The organism is Streptomyces sp. NPDC014727 (assembly GCF_043083485.1).
Classification (GTDB): domain Bacteria; phylum Actinomycetota; class Actinomycetes; order Streptomycetales; family Streptomycetaceae; genus Streptomyces.
This window is the reverse complement of record NZ_JBIBYR010000006.1, coordinates 254,041-271,990: the sequence shown is the minus strand read 5'-3', so window position 1 is coordinate 271,990 and position 17,950 is coordinate 254,041. Positions and strand designations below refer to the sequence as shown.

Below are 17,950 nucleotides of genomic sequence, written 5' to 3'. Positions count from 1 at the left end.
CTTTGATCGGGCGTGGCCGCCCGACAGGCTCTGAAGACCGCGTCGGCGGACGGACCTCGTCCTCAGGCCCGTCCGCCGACCGGCGCCGCTTCCCCCAGCAGCACCTGCCGTACCACCCGTTCCGCGGCGCGCCCGTCGTCGTACGGGCAGAACCGGGCCCGGAACGCGGCCCGCAGCGCCTCGTTCGCCGGGCTCCGCCAGCTGCCGTCGAGGAGGATCCGGGCCAGCTCCTCGGTGCCGGTGGAGACCGCCCCCGGGGTGTCGCCGGGTCTTTTGGACAGCAGATCGAAGCAGACCCCCCGGACCGTGCGGTACGTCTCCCAGTCGGGGGCGTGCACCACGATCGGACGGTCCAGATGGGCGTAGTCGAACATGACCGACGAGTAGTCCGTCACCAGCGCGTCCGCCGCCAGGCACAGCTCCTCGATCCGCGGATGGCCGCAGACATCGAGGAGCGAGGGGTGCTCCGGCAGCGCGGCACCCTCGTAGAAGTAGTGGGCGCGGACCATCACCACGGTGTCCGGGCCGAGCGCCTCGCAGAGCCGGACCAGATCCAGCCGGCTGGTGAACGCCGCTTCGTAGTCGCGGTGCGTCGGCGCGTACAGCACGGCCCGTTGCCCGGGACGGATGCCGAGCCCCGCGCGGATCTCCGCGATCCGCTGGTCCGTCGCCGTCGCGAAGACGTCATTGCGCGGATACCCCGCTTCGAGGGACCGCGCGGCGCCCGGGTAGGCGCGGGCCCACACCTCGGTGGAGTGGGGATTGGCCGAGACGCTCCAGTCCCACCGGTCGACGCGCTGGAGCAGCCGGTCGAAGTTCAGCCCCTGGGCCGCCGCAGGATAGTCCTGCTGGTCGAGCCCCATGATCTTCAGCGGTGTGCCGTGATGGGTCATCACATGGATCTGGCCGGGCCGCTTGACCAGGTGATCGGGGAAGTTGACGTTGTTGAAGAAGTACGTGGCACGGGCCAGCACCTGCCAGTAGCGGCGGGTTCCCGGCACCACGTGGTCGATGCCCCCGGGCAACGAGTCGACCTGGTTCCTCGCCACCACCCACACCCCGCGCACCTGCGGGGCCAGCTCCCGGGCCTTGCGGAAGACGGCCTCCGGATTGCAGCTCACCCCGCGGTTCCAGTACGCGGCGTAGACGGCGAGCCCGGGGTCCAGCGGAAGCCTCCGCTGCCACCAGTAGTAACGCGTGGACAGGGTGCGTCTGGCCCGTGCCCGGACCGCACCGGGCACGGCCCGCAGGTTCCGGCGCAGGGCCAGGACCGTGTCGAGGGCAGCGAGCGCGACGTACCGGCCGTCGCCCATCAGTCTCGGCCGCAGCCCCTTGGCACCATCCGGGAAGCGGTGCTCCTCGGGCCGGTGCGCCCGGTGGAAGGCCGCCACGGACCGTACGTAGCGCCTGCGTCGCCGGGTCACCGACGGGTATCCGGCGAGGAGTTCCGAGGCCGCCCGGTCGAAGAGCAGGGCCCGTACGGGCCGCAGGGGCGGCCGGTCCCGGACGAACTCCATCAGACCGGCGTACGCGTCGACGAGCCGGTGCGGTGCGGTGCCGTCCGCCGGTTCGGGCCCGTCGGCCTCGACGGGCAGACCGCGCCGGCCGCGGTGCTCGACGCACGCGGTGGGGAGCACGGCGACGGACCCGGCCGCGGCGAGGGTCTGGAACGCGTACATCCGCTCCCCGTGCCGCCCCGGTCCGAAGACCAGCTTCTCGCCCTCGTGAAGAGTGCGGCGCACGGCGCGGTTCCAGGAGACCGGTGCGATGTCCAGGAGCACGGGATGCCCGGCGAGGGTGAGCCGGTCCCCGGGCAGCATGCGGAGCAGCTCCAGTGACCGGGTCGGCCGGGGGCGGCCCCGGAACGGCCGCCGGTGATGGCCGAACAGCAGCAGTTCGGGGTCACCACAGGCCTCCAGCCGGTCGGCGACGGCCCACAGGGCGCCCGGCAGCAGGACGAAGTTGCCCTCCAGGAACAGGAGATAGTCGCCGACGGCCCGCTCGGCCCCGGCGTTGCGCCGCCCGTCCTGGCCGGCCCCCGACGGCAGATGGACGGCCTGCACCCGGCGGTCCCGTGCGGCGAACTCGTCGAACAGCAGCCCTGATCCGTCCGGCGCGCCGTCGTCGACCCCGATCACCTCGATGTCCGTGAACGACTGGGTGAGCACCGATTCCAGGCACTCGCGCAGCTGCCCTCGGGCGCGGCGGACGGGGATGACGACACTCAGCCGGGGCATGCGGGCTCTTTCTCGGACTCGGTTCTCGGGGCAGGCGGGAGGCGCGGGGAGGGGCGCGGTCAGGGGAGGTTGGTGGGCCGTGCCCCGGCGAGGCCGAGGCCCGTGGAGGCCTGCCGGTCCCCGGGGAGCGCGGCGCGGGCGGGGACCGGGACGCGTGCCGGGTCGCCCGCCGCCGGTGCGGGCCGCCGCAGCGCCGGAGGGATCACCGGCGGATGCACGGCCGTCTCGCCCAGGAACACCCGGCGCACCACCCGCTCCGCCGCGTACCCGTCGTCGTACGGACAGAAGCGCTCCCGGAACGCCTCGCGCCGCTGGGCGGAGCTGGTGCCGCACCAGTGGCCGGTCGTGAAGACGTCCAGCAGCTCGGCCTCGCTGTACGCGATCGCGCCGGGTGGGCAGGAGTGCAGGTCGAAGTAGGTGCCGCGGGCCGCTTCGTACGCCTCGCGGTCGCCGCAGTGGATGACGACGGGCCGGTCCAGATTGGCGTAGTCGAACATCAGCGACGAGTAGTCCGTGATCAGTGCGTCGGAGGCGAGCGCGAGGGCCTCGACGGACGGGTGGCCGCTGACGTCGACGACCCGCGGATGCGGCTCGCGGACCGGCTGGGCCCCGTACGAGTAATGGGCGCGCGCCAGGATCACGAAGCCCGGACCGAGGGCCCGCGCCACGCGTGCCAGGTCGAGCACGGAGTGCTGATCGCGTCGGTAGTCGCGGTGCGTGGGCGCGTACAGCAGGGCCAGGGTGCCCTCGGGGACGCCGATCGACTCGCGCAGCCGCGCCACGTCGTCGGCAGTGGCCCGCTGGTAGATGTCATTGCGCGGAGAGCCGTACTCCAGCGTCGCACAGCTCGCGGAGGCCGACGGATAGGCCTTCTCCCAGACGAGGGTGGAGTGCCGGTTCGCGGAGAGGGAGAAGTCCCACTTGTCGACGTTGGCGAGCAACTGCCCGAAATCGGTCCCACGAGCCGCCGCCGGCCGGTTCTGAAGGTCCAGCCCCATGGTCTTGAGCGGGGTGCCGTGGTGGGTCTGGAGCAGCACCTGGCCGCGCCGCTTGACCAGCCGCCGGTCGAAGTTGACGTTGTTCACCAGATAGCCGGAGCGGGCCAGCGCCCGCCAGTAGCCGTACGTGCCGGGGGTGATGCAGCGCGTCCCGGTGGGCACGGTGTGCGCGTCCTCGGGGCGGCAGATCCAGGCGGTCCGCAGGCCGGGGACCAGCTCGCGGGCCTTCGCCTCGATCGCCGCCGGGCTGCAGGTGTAGCCGCGGTGCCAGTACGCGGCGAACACCGCCCGGTCCCTCTGGACGGGCAGCCGCAACTGGACGCGGTAGTACGCCTGGAGGGCGCCGGCCCGCAGTACCCGGCGGACGGCCGCGGTGACGCTCCGCAGCCGTCTGTGCAGCAGCTGCGCCGCCCACAGTGCGCGATAGGTGCGGCGCGCGCCCAGCCGGATCAGGCCGTGGCGCAGCCGGGCGCGGTGCGGGGCGGGGGCGCCGGGGGTGCGGTAGCGGTCGCAGTGGGCGCGGGCACGGCGGAAGAACTCGGCGTGGCTGCCGCGCGGCAGTCTGCCCCGGGTGGTGAACACCGTGCAGAAGTGGTCGAGCATCCTGCGGTGGATCACCGGCCGCCAGGGCGTGAGCCGGGGTCGGGAGTCGATGAACGCGAAGACCCGGTCGTACTGTTCGAAGATGTCGAAGTGCTTGCGGCTGGTGGTGGCCAGGATGTTGCCCTGGCGCCGCTGCCGGTAGCCGACACACACCCGGTCGAGTACCGCGATCGAGCGGGCGGCCATCAGCACCGGGTAGGTCCAGGGAGTGTCCTCGTAGTAACCGGACGGGAAGGCAAACTTCTCGGCCTCGACGAACTCGCGGCGGTACGCCTTGTTCCAGACGACCATCAGGACCTTCAGCAGCCCCGGCCGGTCGGCGAGCGTGAAGGTGGCGGGGCCGGTCTGGGAGAGGTGCTCGGCGAAGGTGTTGCGCACGCTCTCGCCCGTCCAGTACGTACGGGCGTAGTCGTAGACCAGGACATCGGGTTCCCCGGTCTCCTCGATCCGGTCGGCGACGGCCCGCAGTGCGCCGGGGGCGAGGGTGTCGTCGCTGTCCAGGAAGATCAGGTAGTCGCCGGTGGCCTGTGCCATCCCGGCGTTCCGGGCCCGGCCCAGGCCCACGTTCTCCGGCAGGTGCAGGGCCCGCACCCGGCCGTCGCGGGCCGCGAACTCGTCGATGACGGCGCCACAGGCATCGGGTGAGCAGTCGTCCACCGCGATGAGCTCGAAGTCCTCGAACGACTGGGTCAGTACCGAGTCCAGGCTCTCGTGCAGATACGCCTGAACCCGGTACGCGGGCACAATGACACTGAACCGGGGCACAACACATCCATGGGTCGTTCGCAGCGCGGGCGGTCCGCAAACGGCCGATGGAGTGACGGAGTTACGTCAAAACGTGGCAAACCTGTGAAAGTGCAGGTGGGATGGCCCTGTTGTGGTGAACAGGACCACCCCGTGTTGACGTACGCCTGTGCGGCGTACTACTTCACCGCGCCCGCCATCACGCCGGAGACGAACTGGCGCTGGAAGGCGAAGAAGACCGCCAGCGGAATCACCATCGACACGAAGGCGCCGGGCGCCAGCACATCGATGTTGTTGCCGAACTGCCGTACCTGCTGCTGCAGGGCCACGGTGATCGGCGGGGAGCCGGAGTCCGCGAAGATCAGCGCGACCAGCATGTCGTTCCACACCCAGAGGAACTGGAAGATCCCCAGAGAGGCGATCGCCGGGCCGCCGAGCGGCATCACGACCCGGGTGAAGAGCCGGATCTCGCCCGCTCCGTCGAGCCGGGCCGCCTCCAGCAGTTCCCTCGGGATCTCCGCGAAGAAGTTCCGCAGCAGGAAGATCGCGAAGGGCAGACCGAAGGCCGTGTGGAAGATGACCACGCCGAAGGTCGTCTCGAAGATCCCGACCGCGCCGAAGAGCTTGGACACCGGGACCAGAGCCACCTGGACCGGCACCACCAACAGCGCCACGACCACCAGGAACCACCAGTCGCGACCGGGGAAGTCCATCCAGGCGAAGGCGTATCCGGCCAGTGAACCGATCACGACGACCAGGACGGTCGCCGGGACGGTGATCATGACCGTGCTGAGGAGGGAGTGGGTGATGGTCGAGTTGTCGAGCAGCCGGGAGTAGTTGTCGAAGGTGAGCTGGGAGGGGGCCGTGAAGATCTTCCACCAGCCGCTCGACGCGATGTCGTCCGCGCCGCGCAGCGAGGAGAGCAGCAGCCCGACGGTCGGCATCAGCCAGAACAGGCCCACCAGGATGAGGAAGACCCGCATCACACCGCCGCCGGCGCGGGCGGCGATGCGCGCTCCGAGGGACCGCTCGGCCTTCACCGGTGCGGTACCGGCCGTCGTGCTCGCGGTCGTGGCCGAGGCTGTCGTCATCGGCGCCCCTCCTTCCGGATCCGGCGGATGTTGACGTACATCACCGGGAGTACCAGCAGCAGCAGGAGTACGGCGATGGCGCTGCCGATCCCGAGGTCGGCGTCCGTGCCGAACGAGGAGCGGTAGAGCTGGAGCGCCAGCACGTTCGCGTCGGCCAGCGAGGAGCCCGGTGAGATGATGAAGACCAGGTCGAAGACCTTCAGGACGTTGATCATCAGCGTGACCAGCACCACCGAGAGAACGGGCGCCAGCATCGGCACCGTGATCCGGCGGAACACCTGCCACTCGTTCGCGCCGTCCACCCGGGCCGCTTCGAGGAGTTCACGCGGCAGACCGGCCAGGCCCGCGGCGATCAGCACCATCGCGAACCCGGCCCACATCCAGACGTAGGAGCCGATGATCGCCGGTGTGACGAGCGTGGGGCCGAGCCACTCGACCCCGTTGTACGGCTCCTTGAAGTTCGATGCGGGCAACCGGAGTCCGGCGCCGTCGGCCGAGGCGGGCAGGGTGAACGTACCGTCCGCGCCCGCGGTCGCCGAGGCGACCACCTTGCCGTCCTTGACCGCCTCGACCTTGATGCCCTTGAGCCCCAGCTCCTCGGCGTCGATGACATTGGGTCTGCCGCCGCCGCCCTTGGTGAAGTCCAGCCACGCAGTGCCGGTGATCTTCCCGGATTCCGCCGCGGCGGCCTTCGCCGGCTTCGCGTCCGTCGGCATCTTCGCCGGTGCCACACCGACCAGCGGCAGTTGGACCGGCTGTCCGGCCCGTACCGGCGCCTTGGTGACGAACGAGCCGCCGCCGCCCGCCTTGAGCGGATGGACGGGAAGCGGATGTGCCTTCGGGTAGCTCGCCGACTCGGCGAACGTGTCGTGCACACCCACCCATACGGCGTTGGCGACCCCACGCTCCGGGGCCTGGTCGTACACCAGCCGGAAGATGATGCCGGCGGCGAGCATGGAGATCGCCATCGGCATGAAGACGATCAGTTTGAACGCCGTACCCCAGCGGATCCGTTCCGTCAGCACCGCGAAGATCAGCCCGAGGGCCGTGGAGACCGTCGGCGCGAACACGACCCAGATCGCGTTGTTCTTGATCGCCGTACGGATGGTGTCGTCGGTGAACAGCGCCTTGTAGTTGTCGAATCCGGCGAAGCCCGTACCCGCCTGGTCGAAGAACGACCGGTACACGGAGTACACGATCGGATAGACCACGAGCGCGCCGAGCAGTACCAGCGCGGGCGCCAGGAAGAGCGCGGCGATGATCCGGCGGGTGCCCGTCACACTCCTGCGTCCGCGCCCCGGGCCACCGGCCGGGGCATCGGACGGCTTCCTGGGTGCGGGTACCGACGGCTGTCCGGAGGGATGCTTGTCGGCGGGGGGCACCGCGTCGGCGCCCCCCGCTGCGGCTGTCGTCATCCCGTCAGCTCTTGTACGCCTTGGCCGCGTCGGACTCCAGCTTCGCCTGGGTCCCCGCGATGTCCTTCGGGTTCTTCAGGAAGTCCTGGAGGGTCTTCCACTCGCCCTTCCCGGGCGTGCCGCCGAAGGACTGCGGGGCCTGGTCGGACATGTCGAACCGGACCGCGTCACCCGCCGAGATCAGCGCCTTCGCCATCGTGCGCTGCACCTCGTTCGGATACGCGGCGGCGTCCAGGGCCTTGTTCGGCGAGATGAACCCGCCCTGTTCGGCCATGATCTTCGCCGCGTCGGTCGAGGCCAGCCAGGTCAGCAGGGCCTGGGCGCCCTTGCCGTCCTTCAGGGCCACCGCCGCGTCGCCGCCCGTCACGACGGGGGACTCGGCGCCGACCGCCGGGAACGGGAACACCTTGGCGTCCGTCCCGATCTTCGCCTTCGTCTGCGCGATGTTGACGGCCACGAAGTCGCCCTCGTAGACCATCGCGGCCTTCGGCTGGTCTCCGCCGGTGAAGGTCTGGGTGACCGAGGCCGGGAACTCCGTCTGCAGCGCGCCGTCGGCGCCGCCCGCGATCAGTGACGGCTTGCCGAAGAGCTGCGCGAGCGTGGTCAGCGCGTCCTTGACGGAGGGGTCCGTCCACTTGATCTTGTGCTGGGCCAGCTGGTCGTACTTCTCCGGGCCCGCCTGGGAGAGATAGATGTTCTCGAACCAGTCGGTGAGGGTCCAGCCGTCCGCTCCACCGACCGAGACCGGGGTGACACCCGAGGCGGAGACCGTCTCGGCCGTCGCCAGGAAGTCCTTCCAGGTCTTCGGCTCGGACGCGCCCGCGTTCTCGAACGCCTTGGCGTTGTACCAGATCAGGGACTTGTTGGCGGCCTTGAAGTAGACGCCGTACTGGGTGCCGTCCACCGTGCCGAGGTCCTGCCAGACCTTCGAGTAGTTCTTGTCCAGCTGGGCCTTGGCCTCGGGGCCGACCGGCTTGGCCCACTTCTTCTGCGCGGCCTGCTGGATCGCGCCGACCTGCGGGATCATCGCGACGTCCGGCGGCTGACCTCCCGCGATCTTCGTACCGAGGAAGTTGACGATCGGGTCCTGGGCCGGGACGAAGGTGACCGTCGCCCCCGTACGGTTCTCGAACTCCTTGAGGACCTTGACGAAGTTGGCCTGCTCGGCTCCGGTCCAGACCGCCGCGACCGAGAGCTTCTCGCCGTCCAGTTTCGGCAGGGCGACGCTCGACGAGCCCCCCTTGCCGTTCCCGGAGCTCTTTTCCGGCTTGCCCTTTCCGCTGCCACCGTCGTCGCTGCAACCGGTGAGGGCCAGTGCGCCGATGGCGCTGAACACCACCGCGGCCCTGCTGATCCGAAGGGTTGTGCGCATAGCTTCCCCGTCTCTCACATCGTCGTGTGCGCACAGTCCTACGCCCGGTGCACGGGCGCCGCAATACCGCTCCCTGCGTCAACTCCTTGATCGTAATGGGCTCGTGACGTCATGTCAGTGCATGTACGGACCAGGCGGACCTCAGGAACGGACGGGCCCGAACGGGGCTATCGGCTCCGCGTCGACGGACCGGGCCGCCCGCTCCAGCGCACTGGCGAGCAGCGCCAGGTCCGTCGGGCCGTTGCCCAGCTCCCGGACCGGGCGCCGGGTGGGCGGATCGCCCATCCGCTCCCACTCCAGCGGCACGACGGTGGGGCGCAGCGTCGCCGTACGCGGAATGCGTCCCGTCACCCGGCCGCCCTGGAACGGCGTCACCCGCCCGTCCGGATGACCGAGGCGCCCACGGCCGGGCGCCGGGTCCTCCGGCGAGGGCGGGACGACCGGCGCGTCCAGCACGATGCGCAGCCGGGCCCCGTGGGTCAGGTCCGTGTCCTCCGTGCGGTCCGGGCGGGCGGATGTCGCGACCAGGTGGACGCCGAGCCGGCCGCCCTCCCTGGCCACGGCCTCCAGGGCCCGCACGACCGAACCGGCGGCCGGCCGGCCGGGACTGCCGAGCGCCGGGGCGACCAGCGCGTCGAAGTCGTCGACCAGGACGACGAGCCGGGGCAGCGGGGAAGGCCCGGGTGCCACGGACCGCGCCGCCGCGGGCCGCAGCCGGAGCGTGCCGCTCATCGCCGAGTCCACGTCGCCCCGCTGCTCAGCGGCCGTCGGCGGACGCTGGCCGACCATCCGCTGCGTCACCTCGTGCCGGTGGTGCCACTCGGTGAAGTCGTACGAGCCGAGCAGTTCGGCCCGCCGCTTCAGCTCACCGCCCAGCGCTTGCGCGAACTCGCGCATCCGCACCGGATCGGAGGCCACGAGGTGGGCGAACGCGTGCGGGAGTTCGGCGCACGGGCCGAGGCTCTCGCCGCGCTCGCCCCCGGCACCGTCGACCAGCAGTATGCCCAGCAGGTCGGGGCGGGCGGCCGCGGCCAGTGAGGCGGCGACGGCCCGCAACAGCTCCGTACGTCCGCTGCCGGGCGGCCCCTCGATGAGGAGATGGGGGCCCTCCTCCGCGAGGTCCACACCGACCGGGCCCCGGGGACCGGCCCCGAGCACCACGAACGGCCGCCCGGCGGCCACGGCGGCGGTGCCTTCGGCGGGGGCGGCGGCGGGCGTGCCCGTGCCGGTGTCCGCGGCCACGGCGGCACGTCCGGCCGCCGCCGCGCCCTCGGCGGTCCGCGCCGCGATCCGGGGCGTGTCGCCGCCGCGCGGTCCGCTCACCCGGTTCGGCGTGTGCGCGGGCCCGGCGGAACGGGGACCGTCGGCCCTCCGGGCATCTCCACCGCCACGGAACTCCGACCCGGCAACGGTGCGGGAGCCCGGAGTGTCCCCGGGCGGGCCGCCGTAGTGGCCGCCGCCGACCCGGGGGGCGGCGGTGCCGGGGTACGGGGTGCGCCCGGAGCCACGGGTGTCGTGGGTGTCGTCGCGCGCCAGGCCGTGGCCCGGTGTGCCGACGTGCGTGGCGGTCTCGCTGCCGGGATACGGGGTGCGGCCCGAACCGGGGCCGTATCCGCCCACACCGTCCGGCGCCGAGCGCTGGGCGCCCACGCGGGGGGTCGCGCCGCGCGGGTACTCCGTACGGCCCGAACCGCGGGCGTCCGCGTCCGTACCGCCACCGGCCGCACCTCCCGGCCCGCCCGTCCAGCGGCCCGAACCGCGGACCGTGGCGCCGGGCTGGTCGTCCGCGGTGGAGGCCCAGCGGGCCATCAGTGAGGCCGGGGTGGCGCGCGCCAGGCCCAGCTCGTCCAGCAGCCGGGCGGTCGGCGGGAGCGCGGCGGACGCGAGCCGGCCGTGGGACGTGGCCGAACCCTCCGTACGCAGCGGGGCCAGCGCCCGGCCGAACCGCTCGGCCCAGTGCGCCGACACCGCGTCCACCGCGGCGACCGTGCCACGGCCCGCGGCCCGGCCGTCCGCGGTACGCAGCAGTCGCAGAGCCGTCGCCACATCGCCGCTCAGTATCGCCACCGCCCCGCACTCGCGGAACGCGATCGAGGCGTGGCAGGCGGCCTCGTACGTCGCCGCGACCGGTGAGGTGGGCGTGGCGGCCGGGGTCTCCGCCAGACAGATCAGATGGATTCCGGCGGCCGAGCCCGCGGCGGCCAGCCGGGCGGTGGTCTCGCGCAGCGCCGCCGAACCGGGGTCGCCGTCGACGATCACCACGGTGTGGGGCCCGGTGTGCTGCCCGGCGGCCTCGGCGACCGTGCTCCGGTCCAGGCTCGCCCAGCCGGGCCCGAGCGGCCCCTCGTCCAGCCGGCGCACCAGCTCCGTCGTACGGGCGACGGCCTGCTCGCGGTCGTACGCGAGGAGCAGCCGGCAGTCCTGGCCGTGCATCGGCCGCAGATGGGGCAGCCAGCCCAGCCAGGCCCACTCGCGCCTGCGCTCGTCCGCGCCGCGCGCGCGGTCCGTGCTGATCAGCACGATCTCCAGATCGGCGGGGGAGTGCAGCGCGGCGAGCTGCGCCACCGTCGAGCGGGCGAGTCCGGCCAGCCGCGTCCGCGGCCCGGCGAGCCCGAGGGAACCGGCCTCCCGCAGCCCGACGGTCACCGGCACGGCGGGAAGCCCGGCCCGGTCCGTCGTGCCCAGGCGCACCACGAGCGCCTCCGGGTGCGCGGTGCCGCGCTCCCAGAGCCGGGGGCCGGGGCCGAGCGCGGTCAGCAGCACGGCCGCGGGGTCGGGCCAGCTGCTCGACGCGGACCCCGGCGGCGCCAGGGGATCGGTGGACGTATACGGCGGCCCTGCCTCCCCCGTCCCGTCGGGTGTCGCCTCGTGGACCGGCTCGCCCTTGTTGCCCGAGAGTCTGCGCGCCCAGGCGCCTATCCCGCCCCGCCGGGGCGACTCCTCGCCCGCGGACCGGGGGGAGCGCTCGGTGGGGGACCGGCGGCGGGTGTCGGTGTGTCCGCCGTCACCGCTTCCGTACGCGTGAGGGTCGTCGGCCCCTTCCTGGGGAGCGGGCCCGGAGCCGGGGGAGACGGCCTGGGCGTACGCATGACCGGAGCCGTACGCCTCGGGGTCGCCGTCGGCACCGGCCGTGCCCGCCGTGCCGGACACCCGAAGATGCCCTTCGCCGTCCGGGGCCGTCGCCAGCGTCGGCGTACGGGCGCCGGAGGTCAGCCGGAGCGTGGACTCGCCGAGCCGCAGCAGCGCGCCGGGATCCAGGCGGACCGGGCGGTCGCGGACCTCCGCGCCGTCGAGCAGGGTGCCGTTGGTGGAGCCCAGGTCCGCGACCGAGACCAGGCCGTCCGCCGAGACCGTCACCGCGCAGTGCAGCCGGGACACGTCGGGGTCGTCGAGCGGGACGTCCGCGTCGGCGGACCGGCCGATCCTGACCCGGCCGCCGTGCAGCAGATGGACGCCGCCCGCGTCGGGCCCCGCGACCACGTGCAGCTGCGCCGGGACGGCGTCGTCCGCCACCTCGTCCTCGCCCGGGACCTGGAGCGAGAGCACCGCTCCGTCGACCAGCGGGGGCTCACCCAGCGCGCATCGCTGCGCGTCCAGCCGCTCACGCCCGGCGAACAGCACCACCGCACCGCTGCCGAGCGAGCCGTCGGGCCCGGAGACCGCCGCCGCCAGGGGGGACGCCACCGTGGCGAGCGCCGTCCCCGACGGGGCGGTGACCAGCACGTCGCAGGCGCGCGCCGGGGTCTGGCCGCTGCGCGGCGCGAGGACGGTCAGCCGGATCTGCATCGCCGTCAGCGGTCCCTTCTGCGCGGGGCGCCGGGCAGGGGAAAAGCCCTGTGATTCCCCCCACCCGACACGGACGCGTCGTCCGGTACAGGTTCGTCACGTGCCGCAGGGCTCCCGACCCCACAGTCCCGTGCTGAAGGCATCCTCGCACCTGCCACTGACAACACGCCCGGGGGTCACCGCTAAGTGATCTTGAAACGTCTGCTGTGCGCCCATAAGTGCCTGCTTGGAAGGTTCTCCGCGGCGGAACCGTTCCGGGAGAGTGTCCGAAACGATTCGTCGTACAGGTGGGCGGCAACCATCGACCCGATGTGAGCGTCTTGTTCCGCGACCGGTCCGGTATCCCCCGGTAGGCATCCGGGCCCGGTGGGCGCAACCGGCGACGATCACCGGGCGGACCGGCTCGACCCCGTCGGCCGCCCCGCGCCGGGGTCTGCCGACGGACCGCCGTCCGTCGTGCGGGCCGGGCGCCGCACGGCAGCCCTCCGGGCGGCGACGGCAGTTTGACGACAGGCCCTAGAGTGGGCCGGAACTCCCGGGCCGATCCGGGAGCACCGCAAGCACCACGATCAGCAGGGAGCGCATGACGTGCGGCCGGTAGGCAGCAAGTACCTGCTCGAGGAGCCGCTGGGACGCGGCGCCACGGGCACCGTCTGGCGTGCCCGCCAGCGGGAGGCCGCAGGCGCCGAGGCGGCCGTGGCCGGCCAGCCCGGCGAGACCGTGGCGATCAAGGTCCTGAAGGAGGAGCTCGCCAACGACGCGGACGTCGTGATGCGATTCCTGCGCGAGCGCTCCGTGCTGCTCCGGCTCACCCACGAGAACATCGTGCGCACCCGCGACCTGGTCGTCGAGGGCGATCTCCTCGCCCTCGTCATGGACCTGATCGACGGCCCCGACCTGCACCGCTACCTCCGCGAGAACGGCCCGCTCACCCCGGTCGCCGCCGCGCTGCTCACCGCTCAGATCGCGGACGCGCTCGCCGCCAGCCACGCCGACGGCGTCGTCCACCGCGACCTGAAGCCCGCCAACGTCCTGCTCGACGAGCGCGACGGCCAGATGCACCCGATGCTCACCGACTTCGGCATCGCGCGCCTGGCCGACTCCCCGGGGCTCACCCGGACCCACGAGTTCGTCGGCACGCCCGCCTACGTGGCGCCCGAGTCCGCCGAGGGCCGCCCGCAGACCTCCGCCGTCGACATCTACGGCGCCGGCATCCTGCTGTACGAGCTGGTCACCGGCCGCCCGCCGTTCTCCGGCGGCACCGCCCTCGAAGTCCTGCACCGTCACCTCAGCGAGGAACCCCGCCGCCCCACCACCGTCCCGGCGCCGCTGTGGACGGTGATAGAGCGCTGCCTGAGCAAGGACCCGGACCAGCGGCCCAGCGCCGAGAACCTGGCCCGCGGACTGCGCACCGTCGCGGCCGGCATCGGCGTGCACGCCAGTGCCGCCCAGATCGCGGCGGCCGACGGCGTGGGCGCCCTGCTCGCACCCGACCCGGCGCCCGCGGCCGTGCCGCAGACCCCCGGCGCGGCCGACCCGACGCAGGTGCTGCCGAGCAACGCGGGCTCGTACGATCCGAACGCCGCGACCAGCGTCATGCAGCACGCCCCCGGTCAGGGCCCGGGCGGGCACGCCGACCCGACCTCGGTCATGCCGCCCGTACCGCCGCGCGCGGACGGCGCTCCGCAGCCCGAGGACCCGCACCCCTGGCAGTCCCAGCTCCAGGCCGCCCGTGACCGCAACGAGCAGACACAGGTCCAGCACCTCGACCCGAACCAGGACCCGCTGCGCCGCCGCCCCCAGCGGCCCCAGCCGCAGCAACGACAGCAGCCGCAGCAGTACCAGCAGCCGCAGCAGCAGTACCCCCAGCCCCAGCGGCAGCAGTATCAGCCGCAGCACCAGCCCCAACAGCAGTACCAGCGACAGCAGTACGCGCCCCCGCAGCAGCCGCCGCCCCAGCAGCCTGCCCCGAGGCAGCCCCGCGAGCCCAGGCAGCGCAGCGCCAACCCGATGAGGATCCCCGGACTCGGCTGCCTCAAGGGCTGCCTGTTCACGCTGGTCCTGCTCTTCGTCGCGGGCTGGCTGATCTGGGAACTGACCCCGCTGCAGGACTGGATCGGCCAGGGCAAGAGCTACTGGCAGGCGATCAGTGACGCCGTCTCCACCGTGACCGACTGGGTCTCGAAACTGGGTGGCGGGGGCAGCGGCAGCAGCGGTTCCTGAGCGGCCGACGCATCATCAACTCTGTAGCTAAATCGACTTCTGCGGGCCAGTTTCCATCTCATTTCGCCCGCAGAAGTGAGGGTTGGCGCCATCCCGGGCACTCAACACCCCGATCGACGCGTAACTTTGTCGACCGGGGGTCATGAGCGACGGTCCATCGCCAGCCGCTGAGGGAGCAGTCTTGGCACGGAATATCGGCAGCCGGTACACCGCCCACCAGATCCTGGGGCGCGGCAGCGCCGGCACGGTGTGGCTCGGCGAGGGGCCCGAGGGCCCGGTGGCCATCAAGCTGCTCCGCGAGGACCTCGCGTCCGACCAGGAGCTCGTGGGCCGCTTCGTCCAGGAGCGCACCGCGCTGCTCGGCCTGGACCATCCCCATGTCGTCGCCGTCCGCGACCTCGTGGTGGACGGCAACGACCTGGCACTGGTCATGAACCTGGTCCGCGGCACGGACCTGCGCACCCGCCTCGACCGTGAACGCCGCCTCGCCCCCGAGGCCGCCGTCGCGATCATCGCGGACGTCGCCGACGGCCTGGCCGCCGCGCACGCCGCCGGAGTGGTCCACCGTGACGTCAAGCCGGAGAACATCCTGCTCGACATGGAGGGCCCGCTCGGCCCCGGCGGCTCGCACCCCGCGCTGCTCACCGACTTCGGTGTGGCCAAACTGATCGACACCCCCCGCCGCACCAAGGCCAGCAAGATCATCGGCACGCCGGACTATCTGGCCCCCGAGATAGTCGAGGGCCTCCCGCCCCGCGCCGCTGTGGACATCTACGCCCTCGCCACGGTCCTGTACGAACTCCTCGCCGGCTTCACGCCCTTCGGCGGCGGACACCCCGGCGCGGTCCTGCGCCGCCACGTCACGGAGACGGTCGTCCCGCTCCCGGGCATCCCCGAGGAGCTCTGGCAACTCCTGGTCCAGTGCCTGGCCAAGGCCCCGGCCTCGCGGCTGCGCGCCTCCGAGCTGGCGGCCCGGCTGCGCGAGCAGCTCCCGCAGCTGGCCGGCATCCCGCCGCTCGACGTGGACGAGCCGGACGCCGAACCGGAGCCCCGGACGTACGACGAGCAGCAGTACACCCCCGCGCCCGAGGAGCCCCGCCGCCGTGGCGCGGTCCCGCTGGTCCCCGGATCGTCCACCGACTCCAATCGCGACACCCACACGAGCATGCGTGTCCCGGCCCCCGACGAACTCTCCGGCGGTCCCCGGGGTACGGCCAGGGCCCCGCGCGCTCCGGGCAGGCCCCGCCCCGGCTCGGCCCGCAACAAGTCCGCGGCGGTCCGCAAGCGCCGTCTGACGCTGGGCGCCGCGGCGCTGGTGCTGGTGGTCGCCCTCGGCGTCGGCGGCTGGCTGGCGCTGGGCGACGACGGCACGAACGCGCCCGCACAGGACACGAAGAGCTCGGCGCCGGGAACACCCTGACCGGAGCGCCCCCACGGGGCGGTTCCCGACGGCTTCCGGAGCCGGGCGGCCCCCTCGGCAGCCCTCGGCGGCAGGGGGCGCGGACGCTCCGCGCGCCCGGTCACCGAGTCGTGATCATGCGGCCCGAGGAATGTCCGCGCCGACAGCCGTTACGCTGGACCCGTGGCAGTCGTCGATATTTCCGAAGAGCTGAAGTCCCTCTCCTCGACCATGGGGTCGATCGAGGCCGTCCTGGACCTGGATGCGCTGAGGGCGGACATCGCCGCGCTTGAGGAGCAGGCGGCCGCGCCCTCCCTCTGGGACGACCCGGAGGCGGCGCAGAAAATCACCAGCAAGCTTTCGCACCTCCAGGCCGAGGTCCGCAAGACCGAGGCCCTCCGCGGCCGGATCGACGATCTTGAGGTCCTCTTCGAGCTCGCCCAGGACGAGGGCGACGCCGATGCCCTCGCCGAGGCCGAGTCCGAGCTGGAGTCGGTCAAGAAGGCGCTGGACGAGATGGAGGTCCGTACGCTCCTCTCCGGCGAGTACGACGCCCGCGAGGCCCTGGTCAACATCCGGGCCGAGGCCGGTGGCGTCGATGCCGCCGACTTCGCCGAGAAGCTCCAGCGCATGTACATCCGCTGGGCCGAGCGGCACGGCTACAAGACCGAGGTCTACGAGACGTCGTACGCGGAAGAGGCCGGCATCAAGTCGACCACCTTCGCCGTCCAGGTGCCGTACGCCTACGGCACGCTCTCCGTCGAGCAGGGCACCCACCGGCTCGTCCGGATCTCGCCCTTCGACAACCAGGGCCGTCGCCAGACCTCCTTCGCGGGTGTCGAGGTGCTGCCCGTGGTCGAGCAGACCGACCACATCGAGATCGACGAGTCCGAGCTCCGCGTCGACGTGTACCGCTCGTCGGGTCCGGGCGGTCAGGGCGTCAACACCACGGACTCCGCGGTGCGCCTGACCCACCTCCCCACCGGCATCGTCGTCTCCTGCCAGAACGAGCGCTCGCAGATCCAGAACAAGGCGTCCGCGATGAACGTCCTCCAGGCGAAGCTCCTTGAGCGACGCCGCCAGGAGGAGCAGGCCAAGATGGACGCCCTCAAGGGCGACGGCGGCAACTCCTGGGGCAACCAGATGCGGTCGTACGTCCTGCACCCGTACCAGATGGTCAAGGACCTGCGTACGGAGTTCGAGATGGGAAACCCGGAAGCGGTCTTCAACGGCGAGATCGACGGCTTCCTGGAGGCGGGCATCCGCTGGCGCAAGCAGCGGGAGAAGTAGGCGGGCCGCAGGGGCCTGCTTCCTGTCCTGTTTCCTTGCCTCTGTTTCTTGCGGCGGTGCCGGAATCCCCAAGGGTTCCGGCGCCGCCGTTTTCGTCGGGCGCGGTACGGAGCCGCTCCGAAAGGGAGTTGGGCCTCCGAGTTGCGCAGACGCCGTGGCGAGTGCGTCACAGTCGTGATTCTGAATGAAGGTCAACTGCGAGCAAACCGGTTCACATTGCCCGGAACGGCCTTGACGTAGTCCTTAACTCTGGACAGGGTGCTAGGGCAGCATGCGTATGTCTGGGACGGGTGTGAACGGGGGCGGGCGGTATGGCCACGACTCGATGTGGCGCCGTTCGGAGCGAACCCCGCAGAGCCGGGGCCCGCATATGGCTGCTCCACTGACGAGAACAGCTACTGGGGGTAGCAGCAGATGACCAAGAAGACGCGAGTACGCGTCGCGCGGATAGCCGCGGGTGCGGTGATCGCCGCGGGCGCCTCGCTCACCGCTGCCGGTGTGGCATCGGCCGTCGGCGTCGATGTCAACGTTGCCGGGCTGTCGGCCAACGCTCACGTCGACGAATCCGGTCTGGGGATCGACGCCGGCCTCAAGGGGCCGTCGGGCGAGTCCCAGGGCGGCACAGAGGGCGGCGACCCGGGCGGTGTCGACCAGGGCGGCACCACGGAGGGTGGCGACCAGGGTGGCGCGGGCGACCAGGGTGGTGCCGGTGACCAGGGTGGCGCGGGCGACCAGGGTGGTGCCGGTGACCAGGGTGGCGCGGGCGACCAGGGTGGCGCGGGCGACCAGGGT

Annotated in this window: 9 protein-coding genes and 1 pseudogene; 4 read left to right on the top strand and 6 right to left on the bottom strand. The window is 72.3% G+C overall.

Translation table 11 applies throughout. The features are described 5' to 3' along the window. Positions 1–62: 62 nt before the first annotated feature. From ACF1B9_RS13180 to ACF1B9_RS13155, 6 genes are all read right to left on the bottom strand, one after another. Positions 63–2,237: a CDP-glycerol glycerophosphotransferase family protein gene (locus ACF1B9_RS13180; RefSeq protein ID WP_391743937.1), complete on the bottom strand. Its 2,175-nt coding sequence runs from the start codon at positions 2,235–2,237 to the stop codon at positions 63–65. Between the two features lie 59 nt (positions 2,238–2,296). Next, positions 2,297–4,603 carry a CDP-glycerol glycerophosphotransferase family protein gene (locus ACF1B9_RS13175; protein WP_391743938.1) on the bottom strand — a complete coding sequence of 769 codons (2,307 nt, stop codon included), beginning with the start codon at positions 4,601–4,603 and terminating at the stop codon, positions 2,297–2,299. A 158-nt stretch (positions 4,604–4,761) separates the two neighbouring features. After that, a complete protein-coding gene (locus ACF1B9_RS13170) occupies positions 4,762–5,673 on the bottom strand; it encodes a carbohydrate ABC transporter permease (RefSeq protein WP_365689111.1) in 912 nt (303 codons plus the stop codon). Further along, a complete protein-coding gene (locus ACF1B9_RS13165; protein WP_391743939.1) occupies positions 5,670–7,088 on the bottom strand; it encodes a carbohydrate ABC transporter permease in 1,419 nt (472 codons plus the stop codon). The genes ACF1B9_RS13170 and ACF1B9_RS13165 overlap by 4 nt, the downstream gene beginning before the upstream one ends. 4 nt (positions 7,089–7,092) lie before the next feature. Further along, positions 7,093–8,460 (bottom strand): ABC transporter substrate-binding protein, encoded by a 1,368-nt coding sequence (locus ACF1B9_RS13160; RefSeq protein WP_376218864.1) that lies wholly within the window; start codon positions 8,458–8,460, stop codon positions 7,093–7,095. A gap of 141 nt (positions 8,461–8,601) precedes the next feature. After that, positions 8,602–12,246 carry an FHA domain-containing protein gene (locus tag ACF1B9_RS13155; protein WP_391743940.1) on the bottom strand — a complete coding sequence of 1,215 codons (3,645 nt, stop codon included), beginning with the start codon at positions 12,244–12,246 and terminating at the stop codon, positions 8,602–8,604. A 588-nt stretch (positions 12,247–12,834) separates the two neighbouring features. Between ACF1B9_RS13155 and ACF1B9_RS13150 the strand changes: the two genes are divergently transcribed. The 4 genes and pseudogenes from ACF1B9_RS13150 to ACF1B9_RS13135 all read left to right on the top strand — a co-directional run. Continuing rightward, complete coding sequence (locus ACF1B9_RS13150; protein ID WP_391743941.1) at positions 12,835–14,469, top strand: serine/threonine-protein kinase; 1,635 nt, start codon at positions 12,835–12,837, stop codon at positions 14,467–14,469. A 181-nt stretch (positions 14,470–14,650) separates the two neighbouring features. Then, complete coding sequence (locus tag ACF1B9_RS13145; RefSeq protein ID WP_391743942.1) at positions 14,651–15,889, top strand: serine/threonine-protein kinase; 1,239 nt, start codon at positions 14,651–14,653, stop codon at positions 15,887–15,889. 162 nt (positions 15,890–16,051) lie between these two features. Beyond that, the gene (gene prfB, locus ACF1B9_RS13140; protein ID WP_391743944.1) at positions 16,052–17,158 is read left to right on the top strand and encodes a peptide chain release factor 2; all 1,107 of its coding nucleotides are present in this window, start codon (positions 16,052–16,054) and stop codon (positions 17,156–17,158) included. 414 nt (positions 17,159–17,572) lie between these two features. Further along, positions 17,573–17,950, top strand: a pseudogene (locus tag ACF1B9_RS13135) (hypothetical protein); the annotation flags it as partial.

Coding starts and splice junctions, on each gene's coding strand:
- ACF1B9_RS13155 (WP_391743940.1), bottom strand. CDS start 12,246: ATGCAGATCCGGCTGACCGTCCTCGCGCCGCGCAGCGGCCAGACCCCG.
- ACF1B9_RS13170 (WP_365689111.1), bottom strand. CDS start 5,673: ATGACGACAGCCTCGGCCACGACCGCGAGCACGACGGCCGGTACCGCA.
- ACF1B9_RS13160 (WP_376218864.1), bottom strand. CDS start 8,460: ATGCGCACAACCCTTCGGATCAGCAGGGCCGCGGTGGTGTTCAGCGCC.
- ACF1B9_RS13180 (WP_391743937.1), bottom strand. CDS start 2,237: ATGCCCCGGCTGAGTGTCGTCATCCCCGTCCGCCGCGCCCGAGGGCAG.
- ACF1B9_RS13165 (WP_391743939.1), bottom strand. CDS start 7,088: ATGACGACAGCCGCAGCGGGGGGCGCCGACGCGGTGCCCCCCGCCGAC.